Genomic DNA, 25,259 nt, shown 5'->3' on the forward strand with positions numbered 1-25,259 from the left:
AGATAAGATGGTCCGGCGTCAAAATCATTACAGAAGGCGTCATTGGGAGAGTTAGTTTGCGTGTTCGTCGTTCTCTTACGATAAAACAAATGGCGATGGTTGCGGCCGTTGCGGTGGTGTTTATCTTTGTTTTTATCGTCATTCAGCTCTTTTATTTCGTTCAACAGAACCGTAATGACACCATTTCCCGCATGGAAAATATGGCTGATTCGGTACGAATCCCGCTTGCCCAGGCGGTACTAAAAGCCGATATTCCACAGGCAGAAGAGGTTCTGGCCACACTTAAACCTGCCGGGATCCTTAGCCGAATTGACGTTGTTCTTCCTGACCAACTTCAAACGTTAGGGATAAGCTTTGTCCCGGAAGGGAAGATCCCTCGACTGGCTACCCGTTTATTTTCTCTCCCGGTTCAAGTGTCTCTGCCGCTTTATGCCCTTGGCCAGCCGGGGAACTCGCAGCCTTTAGCATTCCTGGTGTTACAGGCTGACTCACGATATCTCTATCGTTTTATTATCTCGACCTTATCGATACTGTTGACGACCTACCTGCTACTGGCCTTGATTCTGACAGTGAGTATTAGCTGGTTTATTAATAGACTGGTTATCCATCCGATTCGTAGAGTAGCGCACGAACTGGATAACATGAGCCTGCAAGGTATTGGCCCACATCAGTTAGAGATACCTGAATCTCACCAGGATGATGAAATAGGTATGCTGGTGCGCAGTTATAATCGTAATCAGCAGGCATGTTGCCAGGGGAAAACGGGTTATAGCGAACAGCCTTCTTTATTGGTAACAAAAAATAATCGTTTAGCAGGGTTCAGTGGCAGTGAATTTGCTATCTGGTTGCAGCCTCAGGTAAATATGTCGTCTGGTCAGGTTGTAGGTGCTGAAGTTTTGCTGCGTCAGCAACAGTCTGATGAGGTTTGGGCTTTACCAGAAGGGCTTATTGAACGCATTGAAGATTGCGGGTTGATGGTGACTGTCGGGAGTTGGGTGCTGGAAGAGTCATGTCGTGTGCTGTCTGTCTGGCAGCGGCGTGGCATTATGATGCCGTTATCGGTCAATCTTTCTGTGCTGCAGTTAATGCATAAGGATATGGTGCCTGCCTTACTTAACTTGCTGGAACGATATCAGGTCGATCCTGCCACGCTGACGATTGAGATAACCGAAAGTCGTCGCATTGATGATCCACAAGTTGCCGCGAATATTTTGCGACCATTACACGACGCCGGGGTGCGTATTGCTCTGGATGATTTTGGGATGGGCTATGCCTGCCTGCGCGACTTACATCATTTAAAATCAGTCCCGGTTGATATTTTAAAAATTGATAAGAGCTTTATTCAAGGACTACCCGGGGATGCGGCTATGGTTGAGGCTATCGTCACTCTGGCCAGGAGCTTGGGGTTGAAGATTGTTGCTGAAGGTATCGAGAATGCGCAGCAAAAAGATTGGCTGATTGCGCATGATGTGACCCATGCCCAGGGATATTTGTTCAGCCAGGCTCTGCCAGTGGCACAGTTTGAGTCTCGCTACCTGGATTAACCGCCATATATGATAAATAATTCAAGTTGTTTACCGTACAGCCGAAGAAAACAGTGGGCGAAAATAAACGATATGATTCAGTAATCTGATACATAGGTTTATTTTTCATTTTCCTGGGGGACGTTTTCATAAATATGTGGTCGAACAAGTTAGTTTATGGCGACAGAGCACACATATCGCTCGCGGCATCTATTTTTTAACCCGGATTGTTTTTAGGGGTTTACATGCAGAACAGCAAAATTAGACTTTTAGCCGGTGGGTTGCTGCTACTCATCACTGGCGGTTATGTGCAGGCTGAAACATTGCTTCCTGACCAAGCCTGGCAGCAAGGAAAACTGGCAAATGGTTTTCAGTGGCAGATTTTAGCTACGCCTCAGCGACCGAGCGATCGCGTGGAAATGCGTTTACTGATTAATACCGGATCGCTGGTAGAAAGTGCACAGCAGAGCGGTTTCAGTCATTTTCTGTCACGCCTGATGCTGAGTCAGGTGGGGCAACAGGAAGGTTCTCTATGGCAGCAGAGTGTTGATCCACAGCGTCCCGCTCCCCCTGCGATAGTTTCTTATGACAGCACATTATTTCATTTAAGCCTGCCTAATAATCGCAGTGACTTGCTCAAAACGGCGTTACATACTCTGGCGAAGAATACGGGTGACTTACAGGTCACTTCAGAAACAGTTAATGCGACTTTAGGTATGGATGACCCGGTAAAGACGTGGCCTGATACTCAAGATAACTGGTGGCGCTATCGTTTGAAGGGTTCTACCTTGTTAGGGCACGACCCCGCGAGCAACATCATTCACCCGATTGATGCCGAAAAACTAAAGAGTTTCTACGATAAATGGTATACGCCGGATGCGATGACGTTAATTGTCGTTGGCAATGTTGATAGTCGTAGTCTGGTTGAACAATTGAACAAAACCTTTGGCGAACTGCAAGGGAAGCGTGAAGTGCCCGCTCCAGTACCAACATTAGCGGCACTCAAACCTGTTCCAGTGAGTTTGATGAGTAACCATGTTCGTCAGAATAAATTATCACTGACCTGGGATACTCCCTGGCAGCCTATTCGTGAGTCTGGCGCATTGCTGAACTATTGGCGCGCAGATTTGGCCCGGGAAGCGTTGTTCTGGAATGTGCAGCAGCGTCTGGAAAAAAAGAACATTAAAGACATCAACTTGAGCTTTGATTGTGGCGTACTTTATCAGCTTGCTCAATGTGCCATTAATATTGAATCGCCCACTGATAAATTAAACACCAATCTGGAGCTGGTGGGACGAGAATTACTGGCAGTGAAAAATAATGGCCTGTCACAAAATGAGTTTAATACACTGGTCACGCAGAAGAAAAAGGAGTTAAGTCAGTTATTTATCACTTATGCCCGAATGGATACCGACATGCTGATGGAGCAGCGTATACGTTCTCAGAGAAATCAGGTGGTAGATATCGCGCCAGAAAATTATCAGAAACTGCGGCAGGACTTTCTTGATAACCTGACGGTCACTGTTTTAAATCAAGACCTGCGTCAGCAGCTTTCTCATGATATGTCATTGATACTTCTGCAACCTCAGGGTGAGCCAGAATATAATATGAAAGAGCTGCAAGCTGTCTGGGATAAAGTGATGATGCCAAAGGCGACACCACCCGCTACAGATGATCCCAAGCAGGAAGTGACCAGCGTCGAAGCCGTATCGCCCTAGCCTGTACTGCTATCTGAATCAGATATAAGGGAGCCATTCATCTGGCTCCCTTCAGATTGCTGACAATGAAGAAAAAACGTGATTTTTCCTTCATTGTGCGGATAACACATTTATTCTGGCATTGCGTCTTTAGGAATGATCGCGCCGCGGTATTGAATAACGGTACTTGCCGTCAAATGCCCGCGTTTTGCTGCTTCCTCTGGTGTTCCACCGTTGAGGCGCACAGCCAGGTAACCTGCACTGAAGGAATCACCCGCCGCAGTGGTATCAATCACCTTCTCTTTCGGTAATTTAATCGCCGGTACTTCTTTGACAGGCTCACCTTTAATCGCAACCAGGCAGGTGTCTGCGCCACGCTTAATGACGACTTCATTCACGCCTGCTGCATGAGTACGCTGAATAACCTCTTCGACAGGTTTTTCTCCCCATAAAGCATCTTCATCATCAAGCGTCAGGAAGGCGATGTCAGTATGGGTAAGAACTTGCTGATAAACTTGCTGTGTTTCCTCTTTGCTTGCCCATAACCGTGGACGATAGTTATTATCAAAAATAACTTTTCCGCCGTTAGCACGGGTTTTCTCCAGCAGATCAAATAGTTTACTGCGACTTGTGGAGTCAAGAATTGCGAGGCTGATACCACTCAGATAGAGGTAGTCGAATTGTGCCAGTTCAGCACAGATCTCCTCTGACTGTTCGCTTTCAAGCCAGAAGCGAGCTGCTGCTTCGTTGCGCCAGTAGTAGAAAGTACGTTCGCCGCTGGCATCCGTTTCAATGTAATAGAGTCCTGGAAGACGATGCTCCAGACGCTGTATCAGCGTCGTCTGGACGTTTTCTTGTTGCCAGGCTTCTAACATTTGTTGACTAAAACTATCGTTACCGAGAGCAGTAATATAATGTACTGCGAGCTTATCGGCATCGACCTGACGGGCGATGTACACGGAAGTGTTCAGAGTATCACCACCAAAGCCGCGGCTAACATCCGCACCTTTTTGGGATAGCTCTATCATGCATTCACCAATAACGGCTATTTTCTTGTTTGGCATAGGGAAACCCGTAGATAAAATGAACTCAGAAGGAAATATTTTCATTGTCGGTTGCGTTGTCAGGCGAGTCAAATTATTTAAAACAATGTTTCTAAAAAAATCGAATCCGTCAGTGTTTTTATAATAGGGTAATATTTGTCGGGTTAGACCTTGTATTGAAGATGAGCATAAAGTTCTTAACCTCAACGCCGATAATCTCTCGATGAGCTATGCGGGTAATCACATCAAACAGGACATGCAGATGAAGTTGAAGCAGATCACTCACAGGCTGAATACGTTTGAAGCGAGTGTGGAAAGTTTACAGCAACGACGATTTTGGTTGCAGTGTCTGCGTGAGTACACCATCCAGCCAATCTATAAAACCGATGGTAAACTGATGGCTGTTGAAATGCTCACTGTAGTAACACATCCTGATGATGGCAGTATTCGTATACCACCCGATCGTTATTTCTCTTCTATTCCCATTCGTTATCGCCTGTTAGTTATTGAAGAGCAACTACAATGCCTGCTGGCACAAGAAAATCTCTTTCTTAAATATGATATCCTGGCATCGATTAACGTTGATGGTCCAACCCTCCTGGCGATGAAGACTCATCAGTCTATTAGAGACCTGATAGACAGACTTCCGTGGGTACGATTTGAACTGGTTGAGCATATTACGTTACCGACAACAGAGACATTGGTCAGAATCAAAGAGTTCGGACCACTATGGCTGGATGATTTTGGAACCGGAATGGCAAACTTCTCCGCACTGAGTGAGGTCTGTTATGACTACATTAAGGTTGCGCGCGAGTTGTTTATCATGCTGAGAAAAAGCGATGAAGGACGTAATCTGTTTACCACGTTAATTCATCTGATGAACAGTCACTGCAAAGGTGTGATTGTTGAAGGGGTTGAAACGCGTGACGAGTGGTTAGATGTGCAAGCCTCGCCGGCGTTTGCAGCCCAGGGATATTATTTTTCACGCCCGGTGCCCTTTGCCCAGCTGAAAAACGTCCTGATACATCTTGCGTGATGCCTTATGAGTAAAATATCTACGCACCCTCTCCTCAGCCAGAGAGGGTGAACTCCCGCATAAAACATTACTGTTCCGTCTTTTTATCGGATGGCTTTTTGTCCTCCGGATATTCCGCAGTACCAATCCAGGCAGCGCAGAGCAGGGTCAGGCGAGCGAAGAAATAAAAAAAGGCCATTAACCCCAGCACTGAACCAAATGCAGCCCCGGAGGGGGAACTGACAAGTTTAGGCAGACTGTAGGTCATTATCATTTTAATGATCTCAAAGCCTATAGCAGCTATCAGCGTACCGCGAATGAGCGCCTTCCTGGGTGGATGCTGATAAGGAAGTCGCCAGAAAATCCAGAAAAACAGTAAATAGTTGGCGCAAATAGACACAGCCAGACCGACTAAATGCCAGGTGGGGCGTAGCCACTCAATTGACTCCAGATGCAGAAAACGAATAATCAGCGACTGCGCAGAGCCAGAGACAGAGGTGATGATGAGCGTCAGAATTATGGCTACCAGCATGCCGGTTAAATAGACAAAATCGCGTAAATACTTAGTCCAGATTTTCTCTTTATCTTGCTCCGTGCGTTCCCAGGTTTCTCTCGTTTGAGCCCTCACTGCTTCTCGCAGATTACCCATCCAGTTAATACCGGAATACAGGGCAATCAGTAAGCCGACCAGACCAACAGTAGTACGTTGTTGGATAGCAATATTTAGGGTGTTTTTTAGCGTCGCTGCCAGGGTGGGATCGCTGACATTACTGAGTATTTTGGCGAAGATATCTTCTAATAGCGTAGGGTGCTCGGCAAGGATATAACCACCGGCGGCGAAAGATACCATCAGCATGGGGATCAGTGAGAGAAATGAAAAATAAGTAATAGCAGCACCAAACTGATTACCCATGCGGTCATTGAAGCGCTCTACGGTGCGTAACAGGTGAGCCACAATTGGATTTCTTGCGGTCTTATTCACGGTCTTAATGGTGCTGTTTAATGCACTGTTAGCGGTTTTAAATGTGACCAGATCTTTTTGTTGTTCACTCACGGGAACATCCTGTTCATAAGAGCGAGTATCCTGTTTTTCAGGCGGTGTGATGGGCTTTTTTTCGCTATTCATCAGGCAAATTTTCCTTTTGGTATAGCAGGTTGCTAAGAAAGTATAATGGGTAGCTTAATCAACATAGTTTTTTAGTACTCCAGTCAGCCACTCCATAAATAAATGTACCCGGCGTGACAGGTTACGGCGATGAGGATAAAGCAATGAAACAGGCATCGGTTCGGCACGGTATTGCGGTAAAATTTCAGTCAGGCTACCAAGCTTTAACAAAGACTTAACGCCAATACGTGGTACCTGAATAATGCCCAGCCCCGCCAGACAGGAAGCCTGGTATGTTTCTGTGCTATTGACAGTCAGGGTGCCCCCGGTTTTTACCCAGCGGACAGTATTGTCTGCCCAGACTTCAAACCCCTGGGGCCGTGTTCCTAAGTTTACCGCATAGTGAACCACGGCATGTGATGACAGGTCATCCAGTGTTTCCGGGTAACCGAAACGTAGCAGATAATCCGGACTGGCACAGTTAATCATCGTTAGTTTACCGACAGAACGCGCTATCAGACCAGAATCTTTCAGATGTCCGACACGGACCACACAATCAAAACCTTCCCGTATGACATCAACCAGACGGTCACAGCTACTGAGTTCCAGCTCAATTCCCGGATAGAGCTGTAGAAATTCGCGCAGTTTCGGGATAACCAAACCTCGCGCCAGGCCTACCGGCATATCAACCCGTAACCGGCCACTCACACTAGCCGGGTCATGCTGGAACAGACCATCAAGCTCATCGATATTTGCCAGTAAATCCCGGGCGCGTTCGTAATACACCATGCCATCTTGTGTCAGCTGAACACGACGCGTGGTTCGATGTAATAAACGCGTACCGAGCATATTTTCCAGTGCCTGAATTTGTCGGGAAAGGCTTCCTTTCGGGATACCGAGACTTTCAGCTGCACGGGTAAAACTCTCTCGCTCTGCAACACACAAGAACAACTGCATTGCGTATATTTTATCCATCGTTTACTCGTATTGTTGTTCCAAATGAAACAGTTAAACGTATTCTGGCGTATTTATTGTCTCTTTAATAGCTAATAAGCTTTGTTTTCCGCATATCCAGGTTAATAAAGAGGATTCTCATGCATCAGCGTATCGTTTTAATCACTGGCGGTAGTCGTGGCTTAGGTAAAAACGCGGCTTTAGCTCTGGCAGCAAAGGGAGTCGATGTACTCATTACCTACCACAGTCAACAACAAGAAGCGCAGAATGTTGTTGAAGAAATTCAACGAATGGGCAGGAAATCGGCAGCAATTCTGCTTAATGTCGGCGATTCATCGACCTTTAATACGTTTGTCTCAAAGGTTAGTGAACAACTGGGTCTTCTGTGGGGGCGTAACACCTTTGATTATTTATTGAACAATGCTGGAGTGGGTATTGATGCGAGCTTTTCTGACACTACCGAAGCTCAATTTGACCTGCTGATGAATATTCATCTTAAAGGCCCGTTTTTCCTGACACAACAACTACTGCCACTGCTGGCAAATGGCGGACGGATCCTGAATGTCTCAACCGGTTTGACCCGCTTTACGTTACCAGGAAAAGCGGCTTATGCCGCGATGAAAGGGGCAATGGAGGTGCTGACAGTCTATCAGGCGAAAGAGCTGGGACCGCGTGGTATTGCGGTGAATATTATTGCACCAGGCGCTATTGCGACTGATTTTGGTGAAGGGGCAGTAAGAGACAATCCACATGTTGCGCAGGCTATTGCCTCACAAACAGCGTTAGGCCGGGTTGGCCAGCCTGATGATATCGGCCAGGCGATTGCGGTGATCCTGAATGAAGAGATGGGCTGGGTAAACGCACAGCGTATTGAAGCATCCGGCGGAATGTTTTTATAAATCCAGATGAACGGGAATATCCCCCGATGGGGGATATTGAGACTGATGACAAAGCTAAAGTGATATCTAATTCTCAGCGCTTATTTACGAAAATAAACAGGAAAATCAATTTGTTGATTTTCGGCTGATAACACAAAGAAGGAAAAACCACGTTTTTTCCTTCTTTGTCAGCAATCAGAATATCCCCCGATGGGGGATATTCTGGCCACTTAACGCGTGATATCCCATCCTCGTGCCCGCCATAGATCAGGTAACTGGCTGAGATGGGTAAAAGTGGTGACTTTCGGATGAGAGAGCGGCTTGTTATGCGCGTCGGCACAAAAATAGAACACTTCCATTCCGGCAGCAATGCCAGATTGTGCACCTGCGACGGAGTCATCTATCAGAATACAGCGCTGCGCATTGACGCCCATATTGTCCGCTGCATGAAACATTAATGCCGGATCAGGCTTCCAGCACTGAATATCGTAGCCGCTATACAGCACTGAGTCTGGGAAGTAATGCCGCAGACCGGTATTGCCGAGGGAGTGATGCATTTTGCTTGCCGGGCCATTTGACACGATACACATAGGGATATGAATTTTTTCCAGCAGGGCATTTGCCCCTTCAATTTCCTGTAATTCACTGTCAAATAAGCGAGCCACTTCCTGGCGGAAAACAGTTTCCAGCTCTAATTTAGATAATGTCATACCATGCTGAGCACAGACGGTATCGATGATTTCGTAGAGTTTTACCCCCTTGAAAGTCTTAAACATTTCCTCCAGTGACATCTGGATGCCGTACTGGGCAAACATATGCACATAAGCTTTGGAACAGATCACTTCACTATCGACTAAAGTGCCATCACAGTCGAAAAAAACAGCCTCAACGGGGGACATGTGTTTTCCTTAAATGTCTGGTAGACCCATTACTGTAAACGTTTTAGCGCAGGCAATCATCCTAACAGGCTATTTCCCGTACCAAACGAAACGGAAAGAACTGTCCCACTAGTTACTCTGGGTACTGGCGCGTTCCATCAAGCGCCAGTCCATCATCACGCGCTCAGTTTGTGATTGCGGATCATCAATTTTCTGTAACAGTAAGCTGAAGGCTTTACGACCAATATCACGGGAAGGCTGTACGATAGTGGTCAGAGGCGGTGAGACCATTTCTGCCAGCTCTGTACCATCAAAACCTGCTACAGCGATATCTTGCGGAATGCGTAATCCAGCGGCTTCGATGGCGGACATCGCACCTGCCGCCAGGGTATCGGATATGGCAAAGACCGCATCTGGCCGCGTATCTGATGCTAATAGCTGTTGCATTACCTGTTTACCCGAATGAAAGCTCAGTTCACTGGCATAGCTGATTGCCTGCCATGTTAAACCGCAATTGGCGAGTTCTTGCTGATAACCCTGTTGGCGAAGTTTCGCATATTTGTATTTTACATCATGGTTAATCAGGGCAATACGTTTGCGCCCACTGCTCACCAGGTGAGCAACCATCTGGCGAGAGGCATCGATATCGTTGATGCCGACACCCGAGATATCCCCGGAATCTGCATATTCAGCACACTGTACCCACGGCATGCCATTTATCATCTGGGTCAATTCTGACAGGATTGTGAAAGCATCCATGGTAATGACGCCATCGACCATTTTCCCAGCCAGCAGCTGCAGGCTGGAGCGCGATCGATTAATGTCCGAACCAGAGTTACACAGCAGAATGCGATAGCCACTCATTTCAGCCTGCTCTTCAATACCTTTCACTATTTCGGCGCAAAACGGGTTTGAAATATCAGAAACCAGAACCAACACCATTGAGCTACGCGCGGTACGTAGCTGGCGCGCAAGTAGATTAGGTTGATAGTTGCTGGCTTTTATCGCCTGAAGGACCTTTTCCCGGTTTTTTTCTTTTACGCTGTCGCTGTTGTTCAACACTCGCGACACCGTAGCGACGGAAACATTGGCCAGTTTTGCGATTTTTTGAATGGACATGACGGACGAGCTTCCTGCATCAGATTCTGACTTGCAGGCTACCATATTTTACTCAGCGCCTACAGGCTACTCGTATGATTCAGGTGTTAACGACGGGCTTTTGCAATGGTTTTTGCGTGGCTGACCAGTTAATCAGAGTGCACTAATGATATACTGCTTTTTTACCAATGCGCTCCTGTCAATCGCACACCGCTCAGCTTAAACAGGGAGAGCTGATGAACACCGCAAATATCCGTGCAATGATCGGAGGCACTCTTTTATTTATGTCAGGCCTGGTTTCAGTATCCGTAGCTCAGCCTCTGCCCATACCTTCAGAATCCTCTGGCTCTCAGCGTTTCTCTGTACAGGTGCAAGGCTCAGGAACGGATATCATATTGATTCCGGGTCTGGCGTCGTCTCGCGAAGTTTGGACCGACTTAGCAGCGAGTTTACGCATGAAGCACCGCCTTCATCTTGTCGAACTTGCGGGCTTTGCGAGTACGCCTGCTATTCCAAATTCAGAAGGGAAGGTCATCGCTCAAGCCGCTGACGCTATCGCTGAATACATCAAGACTCAACATATCAACGCCCCCGTGATAATCGGTCATTCCCTTGGAGGAGAGATTGCGTTGATGCTGGGATCCCGCCATCCCGAGCAGGTTGGGCGCTTGATGATAGTCGATGCTTTGCCGTTCTATACCTTGATTATTGATCCTGCGGCGACCAGCGAAACCGCTACCCGGCATGCGACGGCTATGCGGGACTGGTTACTGGAGCAGTCACCGGAGCAAAGGGTAGAGTTTCAGAAGACATCCATAGACCGTTTAGCGAAGACCGAGGCAGTGAGGCCTGCACTGGTGGCTGCCGGGGTCAACTCTGATCCTAAAACCATGGCGGATGCAGTGTATGAACTGATGGTGACCGATTTGCGTCCTGAACTTGGCCGTATCAGAGCACCGATCGAGGTCGTTTACGCGTATGACCCCTTATTCGGGATACCTGCTACCCGCGTGGATGCAATGTACCGCCAGGCTTATTCCTCTGCATCAGATATCCACTTCACACGGATTGATGACAGTTTTCATTTTGTCATGCTTGATCAGCCAGAACGGTTTTCCGGCGTGGTTGCGTCATTCTTAAACGAATAAAAGGTATTCTTACTCAGCAGCCTACAGACGACTCGCACGATTCAGGTGTGAATATCACGCTGTAGCTGCAAGCCAGGATAATGGCGTGAGGTAACGTGAATATTTAGCCCGGCAGGTAACTGGCCGGGCGTATTTAAGACATCAGCCCGGATAGTCAATCTGTTCCGGCTGGCGCTGCATAATGATTTTACCGTGACGGACAGATGTTAGTACTCTGGCCTGGCGGCACACCGCATCATAGTCATTTTCCGCGTCCAGGATCAGCAGGTTAGCCGGGCGTCCTTCGACGATGCCATAGTTATCGCCCAGGCACAGTGCCCGGGCGCTGTTATCGGTAATCAGATCAAGACAGCGCTGTAAGTCTTCATATCCCAGCATGTGGCAGATATGCAGGCCAGCATCGAGGATGCGCATGATGTTGCCGTTACCCAGCGGATACCATGGATCCTGGATGGAATCCTGAGCGAAACAGACATTGATCCCGGCACGATCCAGCTCAGCTACCCGCGTCACGCCGCGCCGTTTCGGCCAGCTATCGAAGCGTCCCTGCAAATGAATACTTTCGGTCGGGCAGGAAATAAAGTTGATGCCCGACGCTTTCAGCAGCCGGAACAGTTTTGAACAGTAAGCATTATCATAGGAACCCATAGCGCAGGTATGGCTGGCGGTAACTCGTGCCCCCATACCCCGAACTCGGGCCTCCTCCGCCAACACTTCCAGGAAGCGAGACTGAGGATCGTCTGTTTCATCGCAGTGCACATCGACCAGGCAGCCGTGGCGCTGGGCCAGGCCCATAAGAAAGGTAAGTGAACTGACACCTTTATCCCGGGTATTTTCGTAGTGTGGTATTCCACCGACCACGTCGGCTCCCATTTCAATCGCGCGGGTCATCAGCTCCCGCCCGCCGGGGAAGGATTCTATTCCCTCCTGGGGGAAGGCGACGATTTGCAGATCGATAAGATGAGCGGCCTCTTTTTTCACTTTCAGCATCGCTTTCAGAGCAGTCAGAGAGGGATCGGTAACATCAATGTGGGTACGAACGTGCTGTACACCATTATCGCGCAGCATACCGATGGTTTTCAGCGCGCGCTGACGCGTATCTTCGGGGGTCACGCTCTCCTTGCGTTGGCTCCAGCGGGTAATGCCTTCAAACAGCGTGCCGCTCATATTCCACTCTGGTTCACCTGCTGTCAGGGTGGCATCGAGATGGATATGCGGTTCGACGAACGGCGGGATAACCAGCTTTTGTTGCGCATCGATATCGCCGCTTCCGGCGACCTGTACCGAGTGCTGAGAAGTGAGGCTTTTAATTACACCGTCATGTAATTCAAGCGTATAAAGTGCGTCTTTGTGTCTCAGGCGTGCGTTGATAATTTTCATAGATGTTCCCGTAAATGGTTATGTATCCCTTCAAGGCGTAATATTACCCCAGCTGGGGGCGGGTAACATCCAGTTGCTGCTTGAGATAGTGGAACCTCTGAGTGGCTGTCTGAATAGTCATACCAAAAGAGCAAGAGACATGCCAAAAATACCCGGACAGAGGTAACTCTATGAAGTATGCATGTTGCACATAAACCGTCATTAATATGCGAATAATTGTCAGAGTATGGTGCAGGGTGCAAAATTTCGCATCATGATGGGACGGCGCGCGAGGGAGTCATCAAGAGGGCGAAGTCTATGGAAAAACGGGGAGTCGCCCAGCTAGCAGTTGAACCGTCGGGTTGTAAATCCTGCGCGAGAAAAGGGAGCCTAATTCCAGCAATGACGATATAAATAATCAGTCCGGACTGACAACAAAAACGAACTGAGAAGAAGGGACGATGAAAAAAACATACAGAGCAAGAACTCACAGGGCAGAGGAAAAGGCGGCCAGGCCACCCAACACTCTTCAGCAACCGGGATTTTCCCGGCTGACCCCGCAGGTTAAAGACTGGGATGAGGACCTGCCGGAGATTAACGAATCGCAGAGTGCCCCCCCTGTCTTATCCGGGTAAATGAGATAAATGATGTATGGATGGAGCTCCCCCGCTATGAGGATAAAATTTCATGGTGGGGATTCTGGACTCTAATCCCTCCATCTCTGGTTGCGATGTTGTTTTTTGTGGAAGAAATGATTGACTCCAAAAGCTCTGAGCTCGCGTTAGTTGTATTTATCTTTTTTAGTATTGTGTTGTATATATTCAGGATGGTTGCTTTTGTGCCCCGGGGGGCACCTGTCCGGCTAAACCGTAAGCGGCAAAAAGTCTATGTCTATGAGCATAAGCGCGGCCTGCCGTGGTTCCCGTGGCCGACGACGATAAAGGTTTTCGACTGGGCGGATGTACATGGTGAAATAGTCCGCAAGAGCGGGCATTACAGCTCGGGCTACCTGTTATCCTGTGCCGTCTGCGAGCCAGGGACGTATCAGGTAGTGGATCGTTTTTTGCTGAATTTCCAGGCCGGAGGTCTCCACCAGAAAAATTTGTGGAGTCATTGTTGCCAGTATATGCAGGGGAAAAACGTGCCAAAAACGCCGATTATTACAGCCGTGCCCCGGAGCTGGACGCCGGTAAAAACCATCCGCTGGCCGGACGATTTGGACCGGGAATCGACCACGGCCCCGTAAGGATCTGCTTGAGGTAGTTTATTTTTGTACGTACTGGCTTAGCCCGTCAACTGAGTATCATAAGACCACAGAAACTAAAGCGGTCCATCAGTGACCCATGGTTACCGCCACTGGCATGTTGCTGAGTTTTTCAGCGCTAATCGTCCTGGCGCCGGAAAAATCAGGCATTCCGGCGTAGAACCCCAAATTATCGGATAGTGGGTCAGTTTTTCAATTCGTTGCCTGCATTTAGGTGGCATGTTTCGGTGAAAGGGTGACGCAGCGGCTGTTACTGCGGTCATTCAAGCTTAAAGTAACCTGTTACTTATCGAGATTTAAAACCATCAGGCTAACAGATTCCCCGTCCACTATTCGGGTCTCTTTCTCTTCCCATCCCAGCTTGCGGTATAAAGGCTGCATATCCGGTGTGTAAAGCCATAGCTCAGTCATCTTTTGCTCAGAGGCATGTTTAATTAGTGCGTTAATCAGCAGAGTTCCTGTTCCCTGACCACGGTGTGAAGGCTTGGTGATTATCTCTCCCAGCCAGTGCATGCGCTGAGGATTATCATTCAGTTCGTAGTGAACGAGACTGGCTGTGGCTATCACCCTGTTTTCTGTGTCAATCGCAACCAGGGTAATCTGGCTGCTATCTGAGGCGTTACGCGCAATGAGCCGTGCCTGAATCTTTTCCTCGTCTGCCCATAAGGCCAGGGAAGACCATTCCCTGAATAGTAAGTCTGAGGTCTGGGCAAGATAATCAGGATTATCCATCAGCGGTCTGATTTGCATTTTGGCTCTTCCGTTATGACGTTATGGGAATTTATAACGTCATGAACTTGAGTTTTTAGCAAGTTTTTCGAATGGCAAAAAGAGGGAAAGAACAACACTCCCTCTCTGTCGGCGGTATTTTATCAGTAATCTACCTCTATCCAGCGCTGCTGTTGGTGGCTTTGCATAATGGCATCAACGATGGCCATTACCTGGGCTCCGTCTTTGAAGGTGGCGAAGGTTGCTGACCCTTTCTCTGGCATTTGACCTTGCTCTACAGCCTGATAAAACTGCTGCATCATTGCCCGGAAAGCGTCAGGCCAGCCTTCAATATGCCCGCCCGGGAAACGGGCGCGGGATGCGATATCGCCATTTAATAGCGAAGGATCATCCATCAGAATTTGATTTGCCTGATGACGGTGCCCGATCCACAGTTGCTGAGGAACCTCCTGATCCCAGGCCAGAGAAGCTTTGCTGCCGCTAATCTCCAGATTCAGGCGGTTTTTACGCCCGGCAGCCACTTGCGATACGCTCAGGCAGCCTTTGCTGCCATCATCAAAACGCAACAGTATAAAGCCCAAGTCTTCAGTATTAACCGGCTTGTCCTCATACACCGCTTGCTGTGTTTTTTCGCTAAAGGTGGAAGAGCCAGTAATATTTGCTTTACGCGTTGGCCAGACGATAGCGAGATCTGCCATCACTGCAACAATTTTACGTCCGGTGACAAACTGTAAAGTGTCACACCAGTGTGAACCGATATCTGCGACCGCACGAGATGCTCCGCCCTGGCCTGCTTCCACCCGCCAGTTATAGTCGGTTTCTTCCAGCATCCAGTCTTGCAAATAGCCACCCTGGACGGCAAAAATACGCCCAATCTGGTCATGTTTCACCATATTTGCCGCCTGCTGCACCATAGCAAACTGACGGTAGACAAAGCTGACCCCATTCACCACACCGGCTTGCTCTGCCAGGGATACCAGTTCATGGGCCTCTTCCATCGTCATACAGAGTGGTTTTTCAGAGAACAGGTGCTTACCTGCCAGCAGTACTTGTTTATTGATGGCCGCGTGCAGATGGTTCGGGGTGCAGTTATGTACTGCATGTAAATCAGGATGTTGCAAAAATGCGGTAACGTCGCTGTAAGCGTGGGGAACCTGTAGCGTTTTCGCCTGAGCGTCGGCGCTTTCCTGACTATGATCACACAGGGCCACGACATTGATATTGCCGAGGCGTCGCAGAGCTTCAATATGCGCCGGGCCGATAAAACCACTGCCGATAATGCCGACATTAATCATTTTTACTCTCCCCGGTTAAACCCAACTGCGCACGTACGCTGTTATCACTGCCATCCTGCGCGGCGAAGTCATCGAAGGCGCGTTTGGCCACAGGAATAATGTTATTACGAATAAACTGTGCGCCTTCCCGGGCACCGGTTTCAGCATCTTTAAGGCAGCATTCCCATTCCAGAACCGCCCAGCCTTCATAGTCATACTGTGCTAGTTTGCTGAAGATCCCTTTAAAATCTACCTGCCCGTCGCCCGGTGAACGGAAGCGTCCTGCGCGGTCAATCCATTTCAGATAGCCACCGTAGACTCCGGTACGGCCATTGGCCAGATATTCGGCATCTTTAACGTGAAAGGCTTTGATTCTATTGTGGTAAATATCAATAAATTGCAGGTAGTCTATGTGCTGTAACAGCAGATGACTGGGGTCGAACAAAATATTACAGCGCGGATGATGATTGACCCGCGCCAGGAATCGCTCAAAGGTTGCCCCATCATGCAAGTCTTCGCCCGGATGCAATTCGTAGCAAACATCAACCCCATGCTCATCAAAGACATCCAGTATCGGCAGCCAGCGACGAGCCAGTTCAGCAAATGCTTCTTCCAGTAACTGCGGGTTATGTGGAGGCCAGGGATAAACATAGGGCCAGGCTAGCGAACCGGAGAAAGTTGCATGGGCTTTCAGTCCAAGGTTCTTTGACGCAACCGCTGCAAGTTTCACCTGCTCTGTTGCCCAGGCGGTACGTGCCTCCCGGTCACCACGCAGGTGAACGGGAGCAAAGTTATCAAAAGCCACGTCGTGAGCAGGATGAACCGCAATCAGCTGACCTTCAAGGTGGGTCGATAATTCGCTAATGCTCAACCCGTAGTGCTTCAGTAACCCCAGTAGCTCATCACAGTAAGTCTGACTGGTCGCCGCCCGTTGTAAATCGAAAATGGCCGGGTGATTACAGGGAATTTGTAGCGCCTGGAAGCCCAGTGCTGACGCCCATTTAGCCAGGCCTTCCAACGAGTTAAATGGTGCTTCACTGCCGATAAACTGTGAAAGAAAAATACCCGGGCCTTTTAACGTTTTCAAAAATCACCTCCAATAACAACAAACACTTAATCGCGATACTTAAATGTAAACATGAACAATATGGCAATGATTGCGGCTGCAATGGCCGGGATCCACCAGAATAAGCCCCAGCTTTCGGCAGAAGCCTGACCCGCAACTAAGCTGTTGTAGAGCGCACCGGAAATCTGTGAACCGAGCAACATACCGATGCCATAGGTAAACATGACAACCATGCTTTGTGCCTGACCTTTTACTTTGTCTCCGGCGATACGATCGGTGTAGATAAAGCCGACAACAAAGAAGAAGTCATAGCAGACGCCGTGTAACAGAATGCCAAGCCAGATCAGTGCCCGTCCTTCTTCACCCATGCCCATCGCAAACAGGGCATAGCGTACAAACCAGGCAAACATACCGATCAGCAACATGTATTTCACGCCCAGGCGGCGGAACAGTAGCGGGATCACCAGCATAAAGAAGATTTCGGACATCTGACCGAAGGACATCAGGCTACTGATATTTTCTACGCCAGCATCTGCGAGCCAGGAAGCCGTGAACGCATAATAGGTGCCCAGTGGGATAGAGATCAGCGTGGCGCAGAGGGAGAAAATAAAGAAGTGACGGATTTTCAGCAGAGCAAAGGCATCAGCACAGAACAGATCGCGAACTTTAAAAGGTAAACCTTTAGCCGGAGCAGGTGTATGCGGCAAGCTGAGACTATAAATAGCCAGAATAACCGAACAGATAGCGGCGACGGTAAAGATACTGACGCTGGAAGCAACCCCCGTGAAGCCAATGAACAGGCCGGCGACTATCCAACCAATGGTGCCGAACACCCGCACCACAGGGAAGCCTTTTTCACTGTTTACCAGGCTATGGAAGGCAATGTTATTGGTGAGTGCCAGTGTTGGCATATAGCACAAGGTATAGCCAAACAGTAAGGCAATCAGCAGAGTACCATTCTCAGCGAGAATCGCCTGGGGAACAAACCACAGGATAATCGCGCCCAGCAGGTGCATAACAGCCAGCACCTTCTGGGATGGGAAGAAACGGTCTACCAGCATACCCAGAACAAAAGGTGACAGAATTGAGGCAATCGGCCCGGCAGAGAAAGCATCGCCTATCAGCAATGACATATTATGCTGGGCCATGACCAGCCCAAGTGTGACCGACCAGCTACCCCAGATAAAGAATTGAAGAAACATCATCAATGAGAGCCGCGGAACCAGCATACGCTGGGTCATGTGGGCATTTGTTGTGTTTTGTGTTGTAGCCACGTTAATACTCCCCAAAGAAAAGTAATCGATTACAATTAGCTGTTGCATGAAAGTAATCGATTACAAAATGAATATCTCAAGACTGGATCACAAATTTTAACTTTGGGGTGAGAGCATTCAGAGATCCCTAAAAAAAGGGATATCACGCCAGGCAATCGGTAACGTCGCGCATATTTTATGAAAAAGTATCTATTTTCTCTGATTGAGAAACTTTTTTTTTGGTAGGATAGCGGCGGATTTTTCCTCTTTCAGTTCGGAATCGATAATGAGTCAATCACAATCTACGCCGGGATCAACTCCGGGGTTATTTGAGCGCGTGTTTAAATTACGTGAACATGGCACCACTGTTCGTACTGAAGTTATTGCCGGATTTACGACATTTTTAACCATGGTTTACATCGTGTTTGTAAACCCACAAATTCTTGGCGCAGCGGGAATGGATACCCAGGCGGTCTTTGTGACCACCTGTCTGATTGCGGCGTTTGGCAGCATCCTGATGGGCGTCGTTGCCAATCTTCCGGTTGCGCTGGCGCCAGCGATGGGACTCAATGCTTTCTTTGCCTTTGTCGTCGTTGGAGCGATGGGTATTTCCTGGCAGACAGGCATGGGGGCGATTTTTTGGGGCGCGGTAGGTTTATTACTCCTGACCCTGTTCCGCGTGCGCTACTGGATGATAGCGAATATCCCGCTTAGCTTGCGTGTCGGGATCACCAGTGGTATTGGCCTGTTTATCGGTATGATGGGCTTAAAAAATGCCGGTATTATTGTAGCTAACCCGGATACTCTGGTCACCATTGGTCATCTTACTTCGCATAATGTCCTGCTCGGCGCGCTTGGCTTTTTTATTATTGCTATTCTCGCTTCCCGCAATATCCACGCTGCGGTCCTGGTGTCGATTGTGGTCACCACTTTACTTGCCTGGTTACTGGGTGATGTGCAGTACCAGGGAATTGTTTCCGCACCGCCAAGTATAACCAGCGTAGTTGGGCAGGTTGATTTACTCGGTTCTCTGGACGTTAGCCTGGCTGGGGTGATTTTTGCCTTTATGCTGGTTAACCTGTTTGACTCTTCAGGCACCTTACTGGGTGTGACAGATAAAGCCGGACTGGCAGATGCGAAGGGTAAATTCCCGCGTATGAAGCAGGCGCTGTTTGTTGACAGCATCTCTTCCGTCAGCGGTGCATTTATCGGTACTTCGTCAGTCACCGCCTATATTGAGAGTTCTTCGGGTGTTTCAGTAGGAGGCCGTACAGGCCTGATGGCTGTTGTCGTCGGTCTGTTATTTCTGCTGGTGATCTTCCTCTCTCCGCTGGCCAGTATGGTTCCACCTTACGCAGCGGCAGGTGCGCTGATTTATGTGGGCGTACTGATGACTTCAAGTTTATCTCGCGTGAAATGGGACGATTTGACTGAGTCGGTGCCGGCCTTTGTGACCGCAGTAATGATGCCGTTTAGCTTCTCTATCACTGAAGGCATTGCCCTTGGTTTTATCTCTTACTGCGTGATGAAACTGGGTACCGGGCGCTTTCGTGAAATCAGCCCATGCGTGGTGGTTATTGCTTTGCTGTTTATGTTCAAAATCGCCTTTCTTGACTGAAGAACAGCAGAGCTTTTAACTTTGTCATGATTCGTGCGACTGTGAGATAAGGCGTGTCTCGCGGTCGCTGCTGAGAGTCTTGATGTGATTTTTACGTCGTTGCGGTCAATACTTTTCTCATGTTCAGGTAATTTCAGCCTTGCTGAGAAAATCCATGCCAGGGCACGGTGACTTCACGAGCCATATTGGTTAAACGAATTATACGTGAGCTGGGGCTTTGATAACGCGTCTGGATATCCGTGAGTCTTTGCCAGTTCTGGTCACTATCGTGAAGCCATAGCTGCAACCCCACGATGCCGGGTGTTGCAGCGCATCCCCAGACCAGAATATCCTCCACATCACTGATGGTTTCGATATAGGGCGCATTATCCACTTTCAAACGCCCGGAAATAGGCAGTAACTGCACTGATACTTCTGGCATGTCTGCCAGCTTCAACACACTGCGGCGCAGCGTATAGAGCTGCGAACGTGCTTCATTCGGATCCTGCTGATTATTCGCCCAGATTATCTCATTCCCACCCGCAGAATATGCCACGTCTGATACCGATGTGGCAAAGTGACGCTGAAGGTTCATATCAAGCCCACATTGCCCTTCAGGAGTCAGTAATACCCCTGCCATATTTCCGGCATAGGCAATGTTAAAATCAGGCAAGGTCGGGTCGACAAAATGAGGGCGGCCCGAGGCTGAAAGTTTGATATCAGGCAGATGTTTAATGCCATAAAGCATGAATAACAATTCAGCCAGTAGTGAACGTGAGGCCAGATACCGCGTGCGTCGATAGGACGGCAGTTGATTAGCCCACTCGTGCGTTGCTCTTGTCAAACGCGAGGATATCGAGTGGGGAGAAGTTATTGCACCTCTTGCAAAATGCATCGCCATTTGTCGCTCCGTGATAATGGTCTGTAAACGTACAGGGATCTCACCGTTCCTGTACGGGAATGTCTGATGAAAAACTCCCCCCGACATGAAGGCGAGAGATAATCAATTGTTCAAAATATATACGAAAGAATGACCCAGGAAATAGGTTATATGATATATCAAATCATATGGCAACCCGAATTTTCGGATATTACCCATGTGGCGTGATTAAAATTTATACTAATTTTTTAAAAAAAGCCAGGCATCCCATACTCAGAGTCATGGTATGGGATGGAGTATGTGGGTATTCACTTACCAATACAGAAACTGGAAAAGATATGGCCCAGCAGGTCGTCAGAGGTAAACTCACCGGTAATTTCACTCAGGCTAAGCTGCGCCTGGCGTAGCTCTTCGGCCAGCAATTCTCCGGCCATCGGGCCGAGAAGCTGCATTCTTCCCTGCTGCAAATGTTCTGCGGCTTGCTCCAGTGCCTGTAAGTGACGGCGACGGGCAAGGAAGCCTCCTTCAAGGTGGGTTTCAAAGCCCATGCTTTTCTTAAGATGGGTACGCAGAATATCCACACCATCACCGGTTCTGGCTGACAGACGGATAAGTGAATACCCACTGACTTCTTCCAGACCTTGTGGCTCACCGGTAATATCGGCTTTGTTACGCACCACGGTAATGGGCAGATGAGCGGGTAATCTGGCGATAAAATCGGGCCAGAGAGTTGCCGGGTCGGTGGCATCGGTCGTGGTGCCGTCGACCATAAACAGTACCCGGTCAGCATGCTCTATTTCATTCCAGGCTCGTTCAATACCAATACGCTCTACTTCATCACTGGCTTCACGCAGGCCTGCGGTGTCGATAATATGCAGCGGCATACCATCAAGGTGAATATGTTCCCGCAATACATCACGCGTGGTACCAGCAATATCGGTGACGATGGCAGCGTCACGTCCAGCCAGGGCGTTTAGCAGACTGGATTTTCCGGCGTTAGGACGTCCGGCTATCACCACTTTCATGCCCTCGCGCAGCAAGCTACCCTGGCGGGCTTCAGCCCTGACTTCATCCAGAGAGCCCATTACTTGGTTCAGTTGTGCTTCAATTTTACCGTCGGAAAGAAAATCAATCTCCTCATCGGGGAAATCAATGGCGGCTTCCACGTAAATACGCAGATGGATTAAGGCATCTACCAGGCTGTTTACCCTTGTTGAGAAAACCCCTTGCAGTGAATTGAGTGCCGATCGTGCAGCTTGTTCGGAGCTGGCATCGATAAGGTCGGCAATTGCCTCCGCCTGGGCGAGATCCAGCTTATCATTCAAAAATGCACGTTCAGAAAACTCACCCGGACGCGCAATACGTATTCCGGCGAGTGTCAGGATACGTTTCAATAACAGATCGAGAATAACCGGCCCGCCATGGCCTTGCAGTTCCAGAACATCCTCGCCAGTGAAAGAATTCGGCCCCGGAAACCACAGAGCGATACCCTGGTCAAGTACGCTACCATCGACATCATGGAAGGGTAAATAGTCTGCATAGCGCGGTTTAGGCAGTTTACCGAGTACTGCCCGTGCGACTTCACTGGCCAGTTGACCTGAAATACGCAGAATACCTACGCCGCCACGTCCGGGCGGCGTAGCCTGGGCGATAATAGTGTCGTTATGGCTCATGATTTCTCTCAATAAAAAAAGGCGGTCATTAAGACCGCCCTTTGTTGATATTACTTACCGTATCAGGCCTTTTTCTTGTCGCGGCTATGAAGACCACGTTTTTCAAGACCGCGATAAATCAGCTGCTGCTGCAGGATGGTCACCAGGTTACTGACGATATAGTACAACACCAGACCAGATGGGAACCACAGGAAGAACACCGTGAAGATGACAGGCATAAAGGTCATTATCTTCTGCTGCATTGGATCTGTGACAGTCGTTGGCGACATCTTCTGAATGAAGAACATCGTAACACCCATCAGAATTGGCAGAATATAGTACGGGTCTTGCGCTGCAAGGTCATGGATCCACAGAATAAACGGAGCCTGACGCAGTTCCACTGAGCCCATCAGCATATAGTAAAGGGCAAGGAAGATAGGCATCTGGATAATCAACGGCAGACAGCCACCCAGCGGGTTAACTTTTTCCGTTTTATACAGGGCCATCATTTCCTGGCTCATACGCTGTTTGTCTTCACCCAAACGCTCACGCATTTCGGCGATTTTTGGCTGCAGCATACGCATTTTCGCCATGGAGGTGTACTGTGCTTTGGTCAGCGGGTACATGATTCCACGAACGATAAAGGTAATAACGATGATAGAGAAGCCCCAGTTACCAATAAAGGAATGGATAAACTGTAGCAACTTGAACAGCGGCTGAGAGATAAACCACAACCAACCGTAATCGACCGTCAGGTCAAGATGCGGAGCAACCACCGCCATTTTGTCCTGAATTTCCGGACCCACCCATAACACACTTTTCAGTTCACCGGTTTGACCAGGCTGAATCAGATGTGGTGCGGATTTATAACCAATTGCCACCAGGTCGCTATTTAAGCGAGTGGTATAGAAGTTATCGGTACCTGAAATATGTGGGATCCACGCGGTAGCAAAATATTGCTGCAACATAGCAACCCAGCCACTGGTGGTATTCACGTTCAGCAACTCACCATCAGCAATATTATCGAATTTAACTTTTTCGTATTTTGCATCAGGCGTTGAATATGCCGCGCCACGGAAAGTGTGGAGTGCAAAATTGCTGCTTCCGGTATCACGCTCTGCTGGCAGATTAACCGACTGTTTCAACTGTCCAAAGGTTGACAGTTCCAGCGGCTTCTCACCGGCGTTCTTCACGCTGTAGTCTACGTTTACCGCAAACTGCCCACGTTTCAGGGTAAAGCTCTTGGTGAATTCATTGCCCGTAGCGTCGGTAAAGGTCATTGGGACAACCAGTTCGTCCTGGCCATCAGCCAGAGCAAAGGTATCTTGAGCGACGTTATACAGAGGACGAGCACCGTTTGCTGGGTTATCCGGACCATCGCGGCCGGTCAGGCCACTTTGTGCCTGATAAACAAACTGTGGAGTCGTTTCCAGTAACTGGAAAGGCTCGGTAGAATTCAGGGTTTTCGGGTAGGTTGGCAACAACGCTTGTTCTACATCACCACCACGGGTGTTGATGGTCAGCTCAAGAACGTCAGTTTTAACCGTAATAAGTTTTCCCTGGCCAGTGGCCAGTACACCGTCTGCGGTGCTACCTGTTGCGGTCGTCGTAGTCTGCGTGACTTGCTGAGCCTGAGGTTTAGGAGCATTGTCCTGCTCCCAGGCTTGCCAGATCATGAAAGACACGAACAACAAAGCGATGAGAAAAAGATTGCGTTGCGAATCCATCGTTAGTGTTCTCTGGTATCAAAAGGTCGGGGCGGAACGGGATCGTCTCCACCGGGGTTCAAAGGATGGCATTTTAGTACGCGTTTCAACGTTAACCAACTGCCTTTTAACACTCCAAACCTGCGCAATGCCTCAATTCCGTATTGAGAGCAGGTTGGTGTAAAACGACAATGCGGCCCGAGGAGCGGACTAATCAGTCGTTGATAACCCCTAATGAGGGCTATCAGGAACCGCGAGCCTGGCGACAATGGCGGCGCCATAACTTTTCCAATGCTTCCGATAAAGCTCGGTTGTCCAGGTCGGCAACCCCTTTTTTAGCCACTACCACGAAATCCATTGCAGGCAATTCGTGCTGACGCAGACGAAAGCTTTCACGCGTTAATCGTTTAATACGATTACGTTCATGCGCTCGTTTAACGTTTTTCTTAGCGACTGTAAGACCGATACGGGGATGCCCCAGCGAATTAAGGCGGCCGAGGATAGTGACTTGCGGCGTGCCAGCACGAACCGGCTGCTGGAAGACGAAAGTGAAATGAGTGGGAGTTAACAAACGTAACTCCCTGGGAAAAGCGAGCTTAACCACTCAGGGGTTAGCTTTATTACTTAGAAACGGTCAGACGAGAACGGCCTTTAGCACGACGACGTGCCAGGACCTGACGACCATTTTTAGTTGCCATACGTGCACGGAAGCCGTGAGAACGGTTGCGCTTCAGTACGGACGGTTGAAAAGTGCGTTTCATGGCGGTTTCTACCTAAACTATTAAATTTCACTGGATTTGCGTAAAGCCGACAGGGTCTTCGAGTGACTCACGCTTCAGTGCAGCTGATTAAAGAGGCCGGATTGTAATAATTGTACACTCCGGAGTCAATTCAATTCCCGTGATGGTGCCTTTTTGACCCTGTAAAAAGGACCCTGGCGCCGTAAAAAAAATACAGCAATACTGCGCGACGGGTGGGGAATTATACGGCGTCCTGATTAAAGCGCAAGGATCTCTGGCGATCTTCAAACGATCTCTTTGCCTTCTAACACAGTGTAGCGTATTAGAACTGATAAATATAACCAGATAGTTTACACTGACTGCGGGGAAACCCTCCTGTGGATAATTAGTGAAGAATCTG

The 25,259-nt window shown here is 48.7% G+C and carries 22 protein-coding genes and 1 pseudogene; 7 read left to right on the forward strand and 16 right to left on the reverse strand.

The genetic code is table 11. From position 1 onward, the window contains the following. The first annotated feature begins 56 nt into the window (after positions 1 to 56). Both Q1A40_RS14490 and Q1A40_RS14495 read left to right on the forward strand, forming a co-directional pair. Entirely contained in the window at positions 57 to 1,544 is a 1,488-nt protein-coding gene (locus Q1A40_RS14490; RefSeq protein WP_300001247.1) for an EAL domain-containing protein, read from the forward strand. Positions 1,545 to 1,768: 224 nt separating this feature from the next. Further along, positions 1,769 to 3,241, forward strand: coding sequence for a pitrilysin family protein (locus Q1A40_RS14495; protein WP_300001249.1), 1,473 nt, complete (start codon positions 1,769 to 1,771; stop codon positions 3,239 to 3,241). A 110-nt stretch (positions 3,242 to 3,351) separates the two neighbouring features. Here Q1A40_RS14495 and Q1A40_RS14500 read toward each other — a convergent pair whose 3' ends face one another. Beyond that, positions 3,352 to 4,284 carry a sugar kinase gene (locus Q1A40_RS14500; RefSeq protein WP_300001251.1) on the reverse strand — a complete coding sequence of 311 codons (933 nt, stop codon included), beginning with the start codon at positions 4,282 to 4,284 and terminating at the stop codon, positions 3,352 to 3,354. Between the two features lie 241 nt (positions 4,285 to 4,525). Between Q1A40_RS14500 and pdeH the strand changes: the two genes are divergently transcribed. Further along, positions 4,526 to 5,299 (forward strand): cyclic-guanylate-specific phosphodiesterase, encoded by a 774-nt coding sequence (gene pdeH / locus Q1A40_RS14505; protein ID WP_300001252.1) that lies wholly within the window; start codon positions 4,526 to 4,528, stop codon positions 5,297 to 5,299. 67 nt (positions 5,300 to 5,366) lie between these two features. On the opposite strand, the pseudogene yhjD reads toward pdeH, so the two are convergent. Both yhjD and Q1A40_RS14515 read right to left on the reverse strand, forming a co-directional pair. Beyond that, positions 5,367 to 6,245, reverse strand: a pseudogene (gene yhjD / locus Q1A40_RS14510) (inner membrane protein YhjD); the annotation flags it as partial. A gap of 213 nt (positions 6,246 to 6,458) precedes the next feature. Next, positions 6,459 to 7,358, reverse strand: coding sequence for a LysR family transcriptional regulator (locus tag Q1A40_RS14515; RefSeq protein ID WP_300001254.1), 900 nt, complete (start codon positions 7,356 to 7,358; stop codon positions 6,459 to 6,461). 119 nt (positions 7,359 to 7,477) lie between these two features. On the opposite strand from Q1A40_RS14515, the gene Q1A40_RS14520 reads away from it, so the two are divergent. Then, positions 7,478 to 8,236 (forward strand): SDR family oxidoreductase, encoded by a 759-nt coding sequence (locus tag Q1A40_RS14520; protein ID WP_300001256.1) that lies wholly within the window; start codon positions 7,478 to 7,480, stop codon positions 8,234 to 8,236. 209 nt (positions 8,237 to 8,445) lie between these two features. Here the strand turns inward: Q1A40_RS14520 and yieH are convergent, their stop codons facing one another. Beyond that, the gene (gene yieH / locus Q1A40_RS14525) at positions 8,446 to 9,114 is read right to left on the reverse strand and encodes a 6-phosphogluconate phosphatase (protein ID WP_300001258.1); all 669 of its coding nucleotides are present in this window, start codon (positions 9,112 to 9,114) and stop codon (positions 8,446 to 8,448) included. Positions 9,115 to 9,222: 108 nt separating this feature from the next. After that, on the reverse strand, positions 9,223 to 10,212 hold the full coding sequence (locus Q1A40_RS14530; RefSeq protein WP_300001260.1) for a LacI family DNA-binding transcriptional regulator: 990 nt from the start codon (positions 10,210 to 10,212) through the stop codon (positions 9,223 to 9,225). 215 nt (positions 10,213 to 10,427) lie between these two features. On the opposite strand from Q1A40_RS14530, the gene Q1A40_RS14535 reads away from it, so the two are divergent. Further along, on the forward strand, positions 10,428 to 11,339 hold the full coding sequence (locus tag Q1A40_RS14535) for an alpha/beta hydrolase (RefSeq protein ID WP_300001262.1): 912 nt from the start codon (positions 10,428 to 10,430) through the stop codon (positions 11,337 to 11,339). A gap of 141 nt (positions 11,340 to 11,480) precedes the next feature. Here Q1A40_RS14535 and codA read toward each other — a convergent pair whose 3' ends face one another. After that, complete coding sequence (codA, locus tag Q1A40_RS14540) at positions 11,481 to 12,719, reverse strand: cytosine deaminase (protein ID WP_300001264.1); 1,239 nt, start codon at positions 12,717 to 12,719, stop codon at positions 11,481 to 11,483. Between the two features lie 730 nt (positions 12,720 to 13,449). On the opposite strand from codA, the gene Q1A40_RS14545 reads away from it, so the two are divergent. Continuing rightward, a complete protein-coding gene (locus Q1A40_RS14545; RefSeq protein ID WP_300001265.1) occupies positions 13,450 to 13,944 on the forward strand; it encodes a DUF6708 domain-containing protein in 495 nt (164 codons plus the stop codon). 300 nt (positions 13,945 to 14,244) lie between these two features. Here the strand turns inward: Q1A40_RS14545 and Q1A40_RS14550 are convergent, their stop codons facing one another. The 4 genes from Q1A40_RS14550 to Q1A40_RS14565 all read right to left on the reverse strand — a co-directional run bounded on the left by Q1A40_RS14550 (position 14,245) and on the right by Q1A40_RS14565 (position 18,272). Further along, positions 14,245 to 14,712 carry a GNAT family N-acetyltransferase gene (locus Q1A40_RS14550; RefSeq protein ID WP_300001267.1) on the reverse strand — a complete coding sequence of 156 codons (468 nt, stop codon included), beginning with the start codon at positions 14,710 to 14,712 and terminating at the stop codon, positions 14,245 to 14,247. Positions 14,713 to 14,834: 122 nt separating this feature from the next. After that, a complete protein-coding gene (locus tag Q1A40_RS14555) occupies positions 14,835 to 15,986 on the reverse strand; it encodes a Gfo/Idh/MocA family oxidoreductase (RefSeq protein WP_300001268.1) in 1,152 nt (383 codons plus the stop codon). Next, positions 15,979 to 17,052 carry a sugar phosphate isomerase/epimerase gene (locus Q1A40_RS14560; protein WP_300001270.1) on the reverse strand — a complete coding sequence of 358 codons (1,074 nt, stop codon included), beginning with the start codon at positions 17,050 to 17,052 and terminating at the stop codon, positions 15,979 to 15,981. The genes Q1A40_RS14555 and Q1A40_RS14560 overlap by 8 nt, the downstream gene beginning before the upstream one ends. A 26-nt stretch (positions 17,053 to 17,078) precedes the next feature. Beyond that, complete coding sequence (locus tag Q1A40_RS14565) at positions 17,079 to 18,272, reverse strand: MFS transporter (RefSeq protein WP_300001290.1); 1,194 nt, start codon at positions 18,270 to 18,272, stop codon at positions 17,079 to 17,081. A 298-nt stretch (positions 18,273 to 18,570) separates the two neighbouring features. Between Q1A40_RS14565 and Q1A40_RS14570 the strand changes: the two genes are divergently transcribed. Then, positions 18,571 to 19,902, forward strand: a complete 1,332-nt coding sequence (locus tag Q1A40_RS14570) for an NCS2 family permease (protein ID WP_300001272.1) — start codon at positions 18,571 to 18,573, stop codon at positions 19,900 to 19,902. 133 nt (positions 19,903 to 20,035) lie between these two features. Here Q1A40_RS14570 and Q1A40_RS14575 read toward each other — a convergent pair whose 3' ends face one another. The 6 genes from Q1A40_RS14575 to rpmH all read right to left on the reverse strand — a co-directional run bounded on the left by Q1A40_RS14575 (position 20,036) and on the right by rpmH (position 24,880). Further along, on the reverse strand, positions 20,036 to 20,782 hold the full coding sequence (locus Q1A40_RS14575; RefSeq protein ID WP_300001274.1) for a hypothetical protein: 747 nt from the start codon (positions 20,780 to 20,782) through the stop codon (positions 20,036 to 20,038). 287 nt (positions 20,783 to 21,069) lie between these two features. Then, positions 21,070 to 22,434: a tRNA uridine-5-carboxymethylaminomethyl(34) synthesis GTPase MnmE gene (gene mnmE / locus Q1A40_RS14580; protein ID WP_300001275.1), complete on the reverse strand. Its 1,365-nt coding sequence runs from the start codon at positions 22,432 to 22,434 to the stop codon at positions 21,070 to 21,072. Between the two features lie 62 nt (positions 22,435 to 22,496). Then, positions 22,497 to 24,140 (reverse strand): membrane protein insertase YidC, encoded by a 1,644-nt coding sequence (gene yidC / locus Q1A40_RS14585; protein WP_300001276.1) that lies wholly within the window; start codon positions 24,138 to 24,140, stop codon positions 22,497 to 22,499. A gap of 2 nt (positions 24,141 to 24,142) precedes the next feature. Then, entirely contained in the window at positions 24,143 to 24,400 is a 258-nt protein-coding gene (yidD, locus tag Q1A40_RS14590; RefSeq protein WP_259050816.1) for a membrane protein insertion efficiency factor YidD, read from the reverse strand. Then, a complete protein-coding gene (gene rnpA / locus Q1A40_RS14595) occupies positions 24,364 to 24,723 on the reverse strand; it encodes a ribonuclease P protein component (protein ID WP_300001279.1) in 360 nt (119 codons plus the stop codon). Before rnpA ends, yidD begins: the two co-directional genes overlap by 37 nt. A 16-nt stretch (positions 24,724 to 24,739) precedes the next feature. After that, positions 24,740 to 24,880 carry a 50S ribosomal protein L34 gene (gene rpmH / locus Q1A40_RS14600; protein WP_003849659.1) on the reverse strand — a complete coding sequence of 47 codons (141 nt, stop codon included), beginning with the start codon at positions 24,878 to 24,880 and terminating at the stop codon, positions 24,740 to 24,742. Positions 24,881 to 25,259 lie beyond the last annotated feature (379 nt).

The organism is uncultured Cedecea sp., from assembly GCF_947498825.1.
In the GTDB taxonomy this organism is placed as follows: domain Bacteria; phylum Pseudomonadota; class Gammaproteobacteria; order Enterobacterales; family Enterobacteriaceae; genus JGM124.

Coding starts and splice junctions, on each gene's coding strand:
- Q1A40_RS14495 (WP_300001249.1), top strand. CDS start 1,769: ATGCAGAACAGCAAAATTAGACTTTTAGCCGGTGGGTTGCTGCTACTC.
- Q1A40_RS14500 (WP_300001251.1), bottom strand. CDS start 4,284: ATGCCAAACAAGAAAATAGCCGTTATTGGTGAATGCATGATAGAGCTA.
- pdeH (WP_300001252.1), top strand. CDS start 4,526: ATGAAGTTGAAGCAGATCACTCACAGGCTGAATACGTTTGAAGCGAGT.
- Q1A40_RS14515 (WP_300001254.1), bottom strand. CDS start 7,358: ATGGATAAAATATACGCAATGCAGTTGTTCTTGTGTGTTGCAGAGCGA.
- Q1A40_RS14520 (WP_300001256.1), top strand. CDS start 7,478: ATGCATCAGCGTATCGTTTTAATCACTGGCGGTAGTCGTGGCTTAGGT.
- yieH (WP_300001258.1), bottom strand. CDS start 9,114: ATGTCCCCCGTTGAGGCTGTTTTTTTCGACTGTGATGGCACTTTAGTC.
- Q1A40_RS14530 (WP_300001260.1), bottom strand. CDS start 10,212: ATGTCCATTCAAAAAATCGCAAAACTGGCCAATGTTTCCGTCGCTACG.
- Q1A40_RS14535 (WP_300001262.1), top strand. CDS start 10,428: ATGAACACCGCAAATATCCGTGCAATGATCGGAGGCACTCTTTTATTT.
- codA (WP_300001264.1), bottom strand. CDS start 12,719: ATGAAAATTATCAACGCACGCCTGAGACACAAAGACGCACTTTATACG.
- Q1A40_RS14545 (WP_300001265.1), top strand. CDS start 13,450: ATGATTGACTCCAAAAGCTCTGAGCTCGCGTTAGTTGTATTTATCTTT.
- Q1A40_RS14550 (WP_300001267.1), bottom strand. CDS start 14,712: ATGCAAATCAGACCGCTGATGGATAATCCTGATTATCTTGCCCAGACC.
- Q1A40_RS14555 (WP_300001268.1), bottom strand. CDS start 15,986: ATGATTAATGTCGGCATTATCGGCAGTGGTTTTATCGGCCCGGCGCAT.
- Q1A40_RS14565 (WP_300001290.1), bottom strand. CDS start 18,272: ATGACCCAGCGTATGCTGGTTCCGCGGCTCTCATTGATGATGTTTCTT.
- Q1A40_RS14570 (WP_300001272.1), top strand. CDS start 18,571: ATGAGTCAATCACAATCTACGCCGGGATCAACTCCGGGGTTATTTGAG.
- Q1A40_RS14575 (WP_300001274.1), bottom strand. CDS start 20,782: ATGGCGATGCATTTTGCAAGAGGTGCAATAACTTCTCCCCACTCGATA.
- mnmE (WP_300001275.1), bottom strand. CDS start 22,434: ATGAGCCATAACGACACTATTATCGCCCAGGCTACGCCGCCCGGACGT.
- yidC (WP_300001276.1), bottom strand. CDS start 24,140: ATGGATTCGCAACGCAATCTTTTTCTCATCGCTTTGTTGTTCGTGTCT.
- yidD (WP_259050816.1), bottom strand. CDS start 24,400: ATGGCGCCGCCATTGTCGCCAGGCTCGCGGTTCCTGATAGCCCTCATT.
- rpmH (WP_003849659.1), bottom strand. CDS start 24,880: ATGAAACGCACTTTTCAACCGTCCGTACTGAAGCGCAACCGTTCTCAC.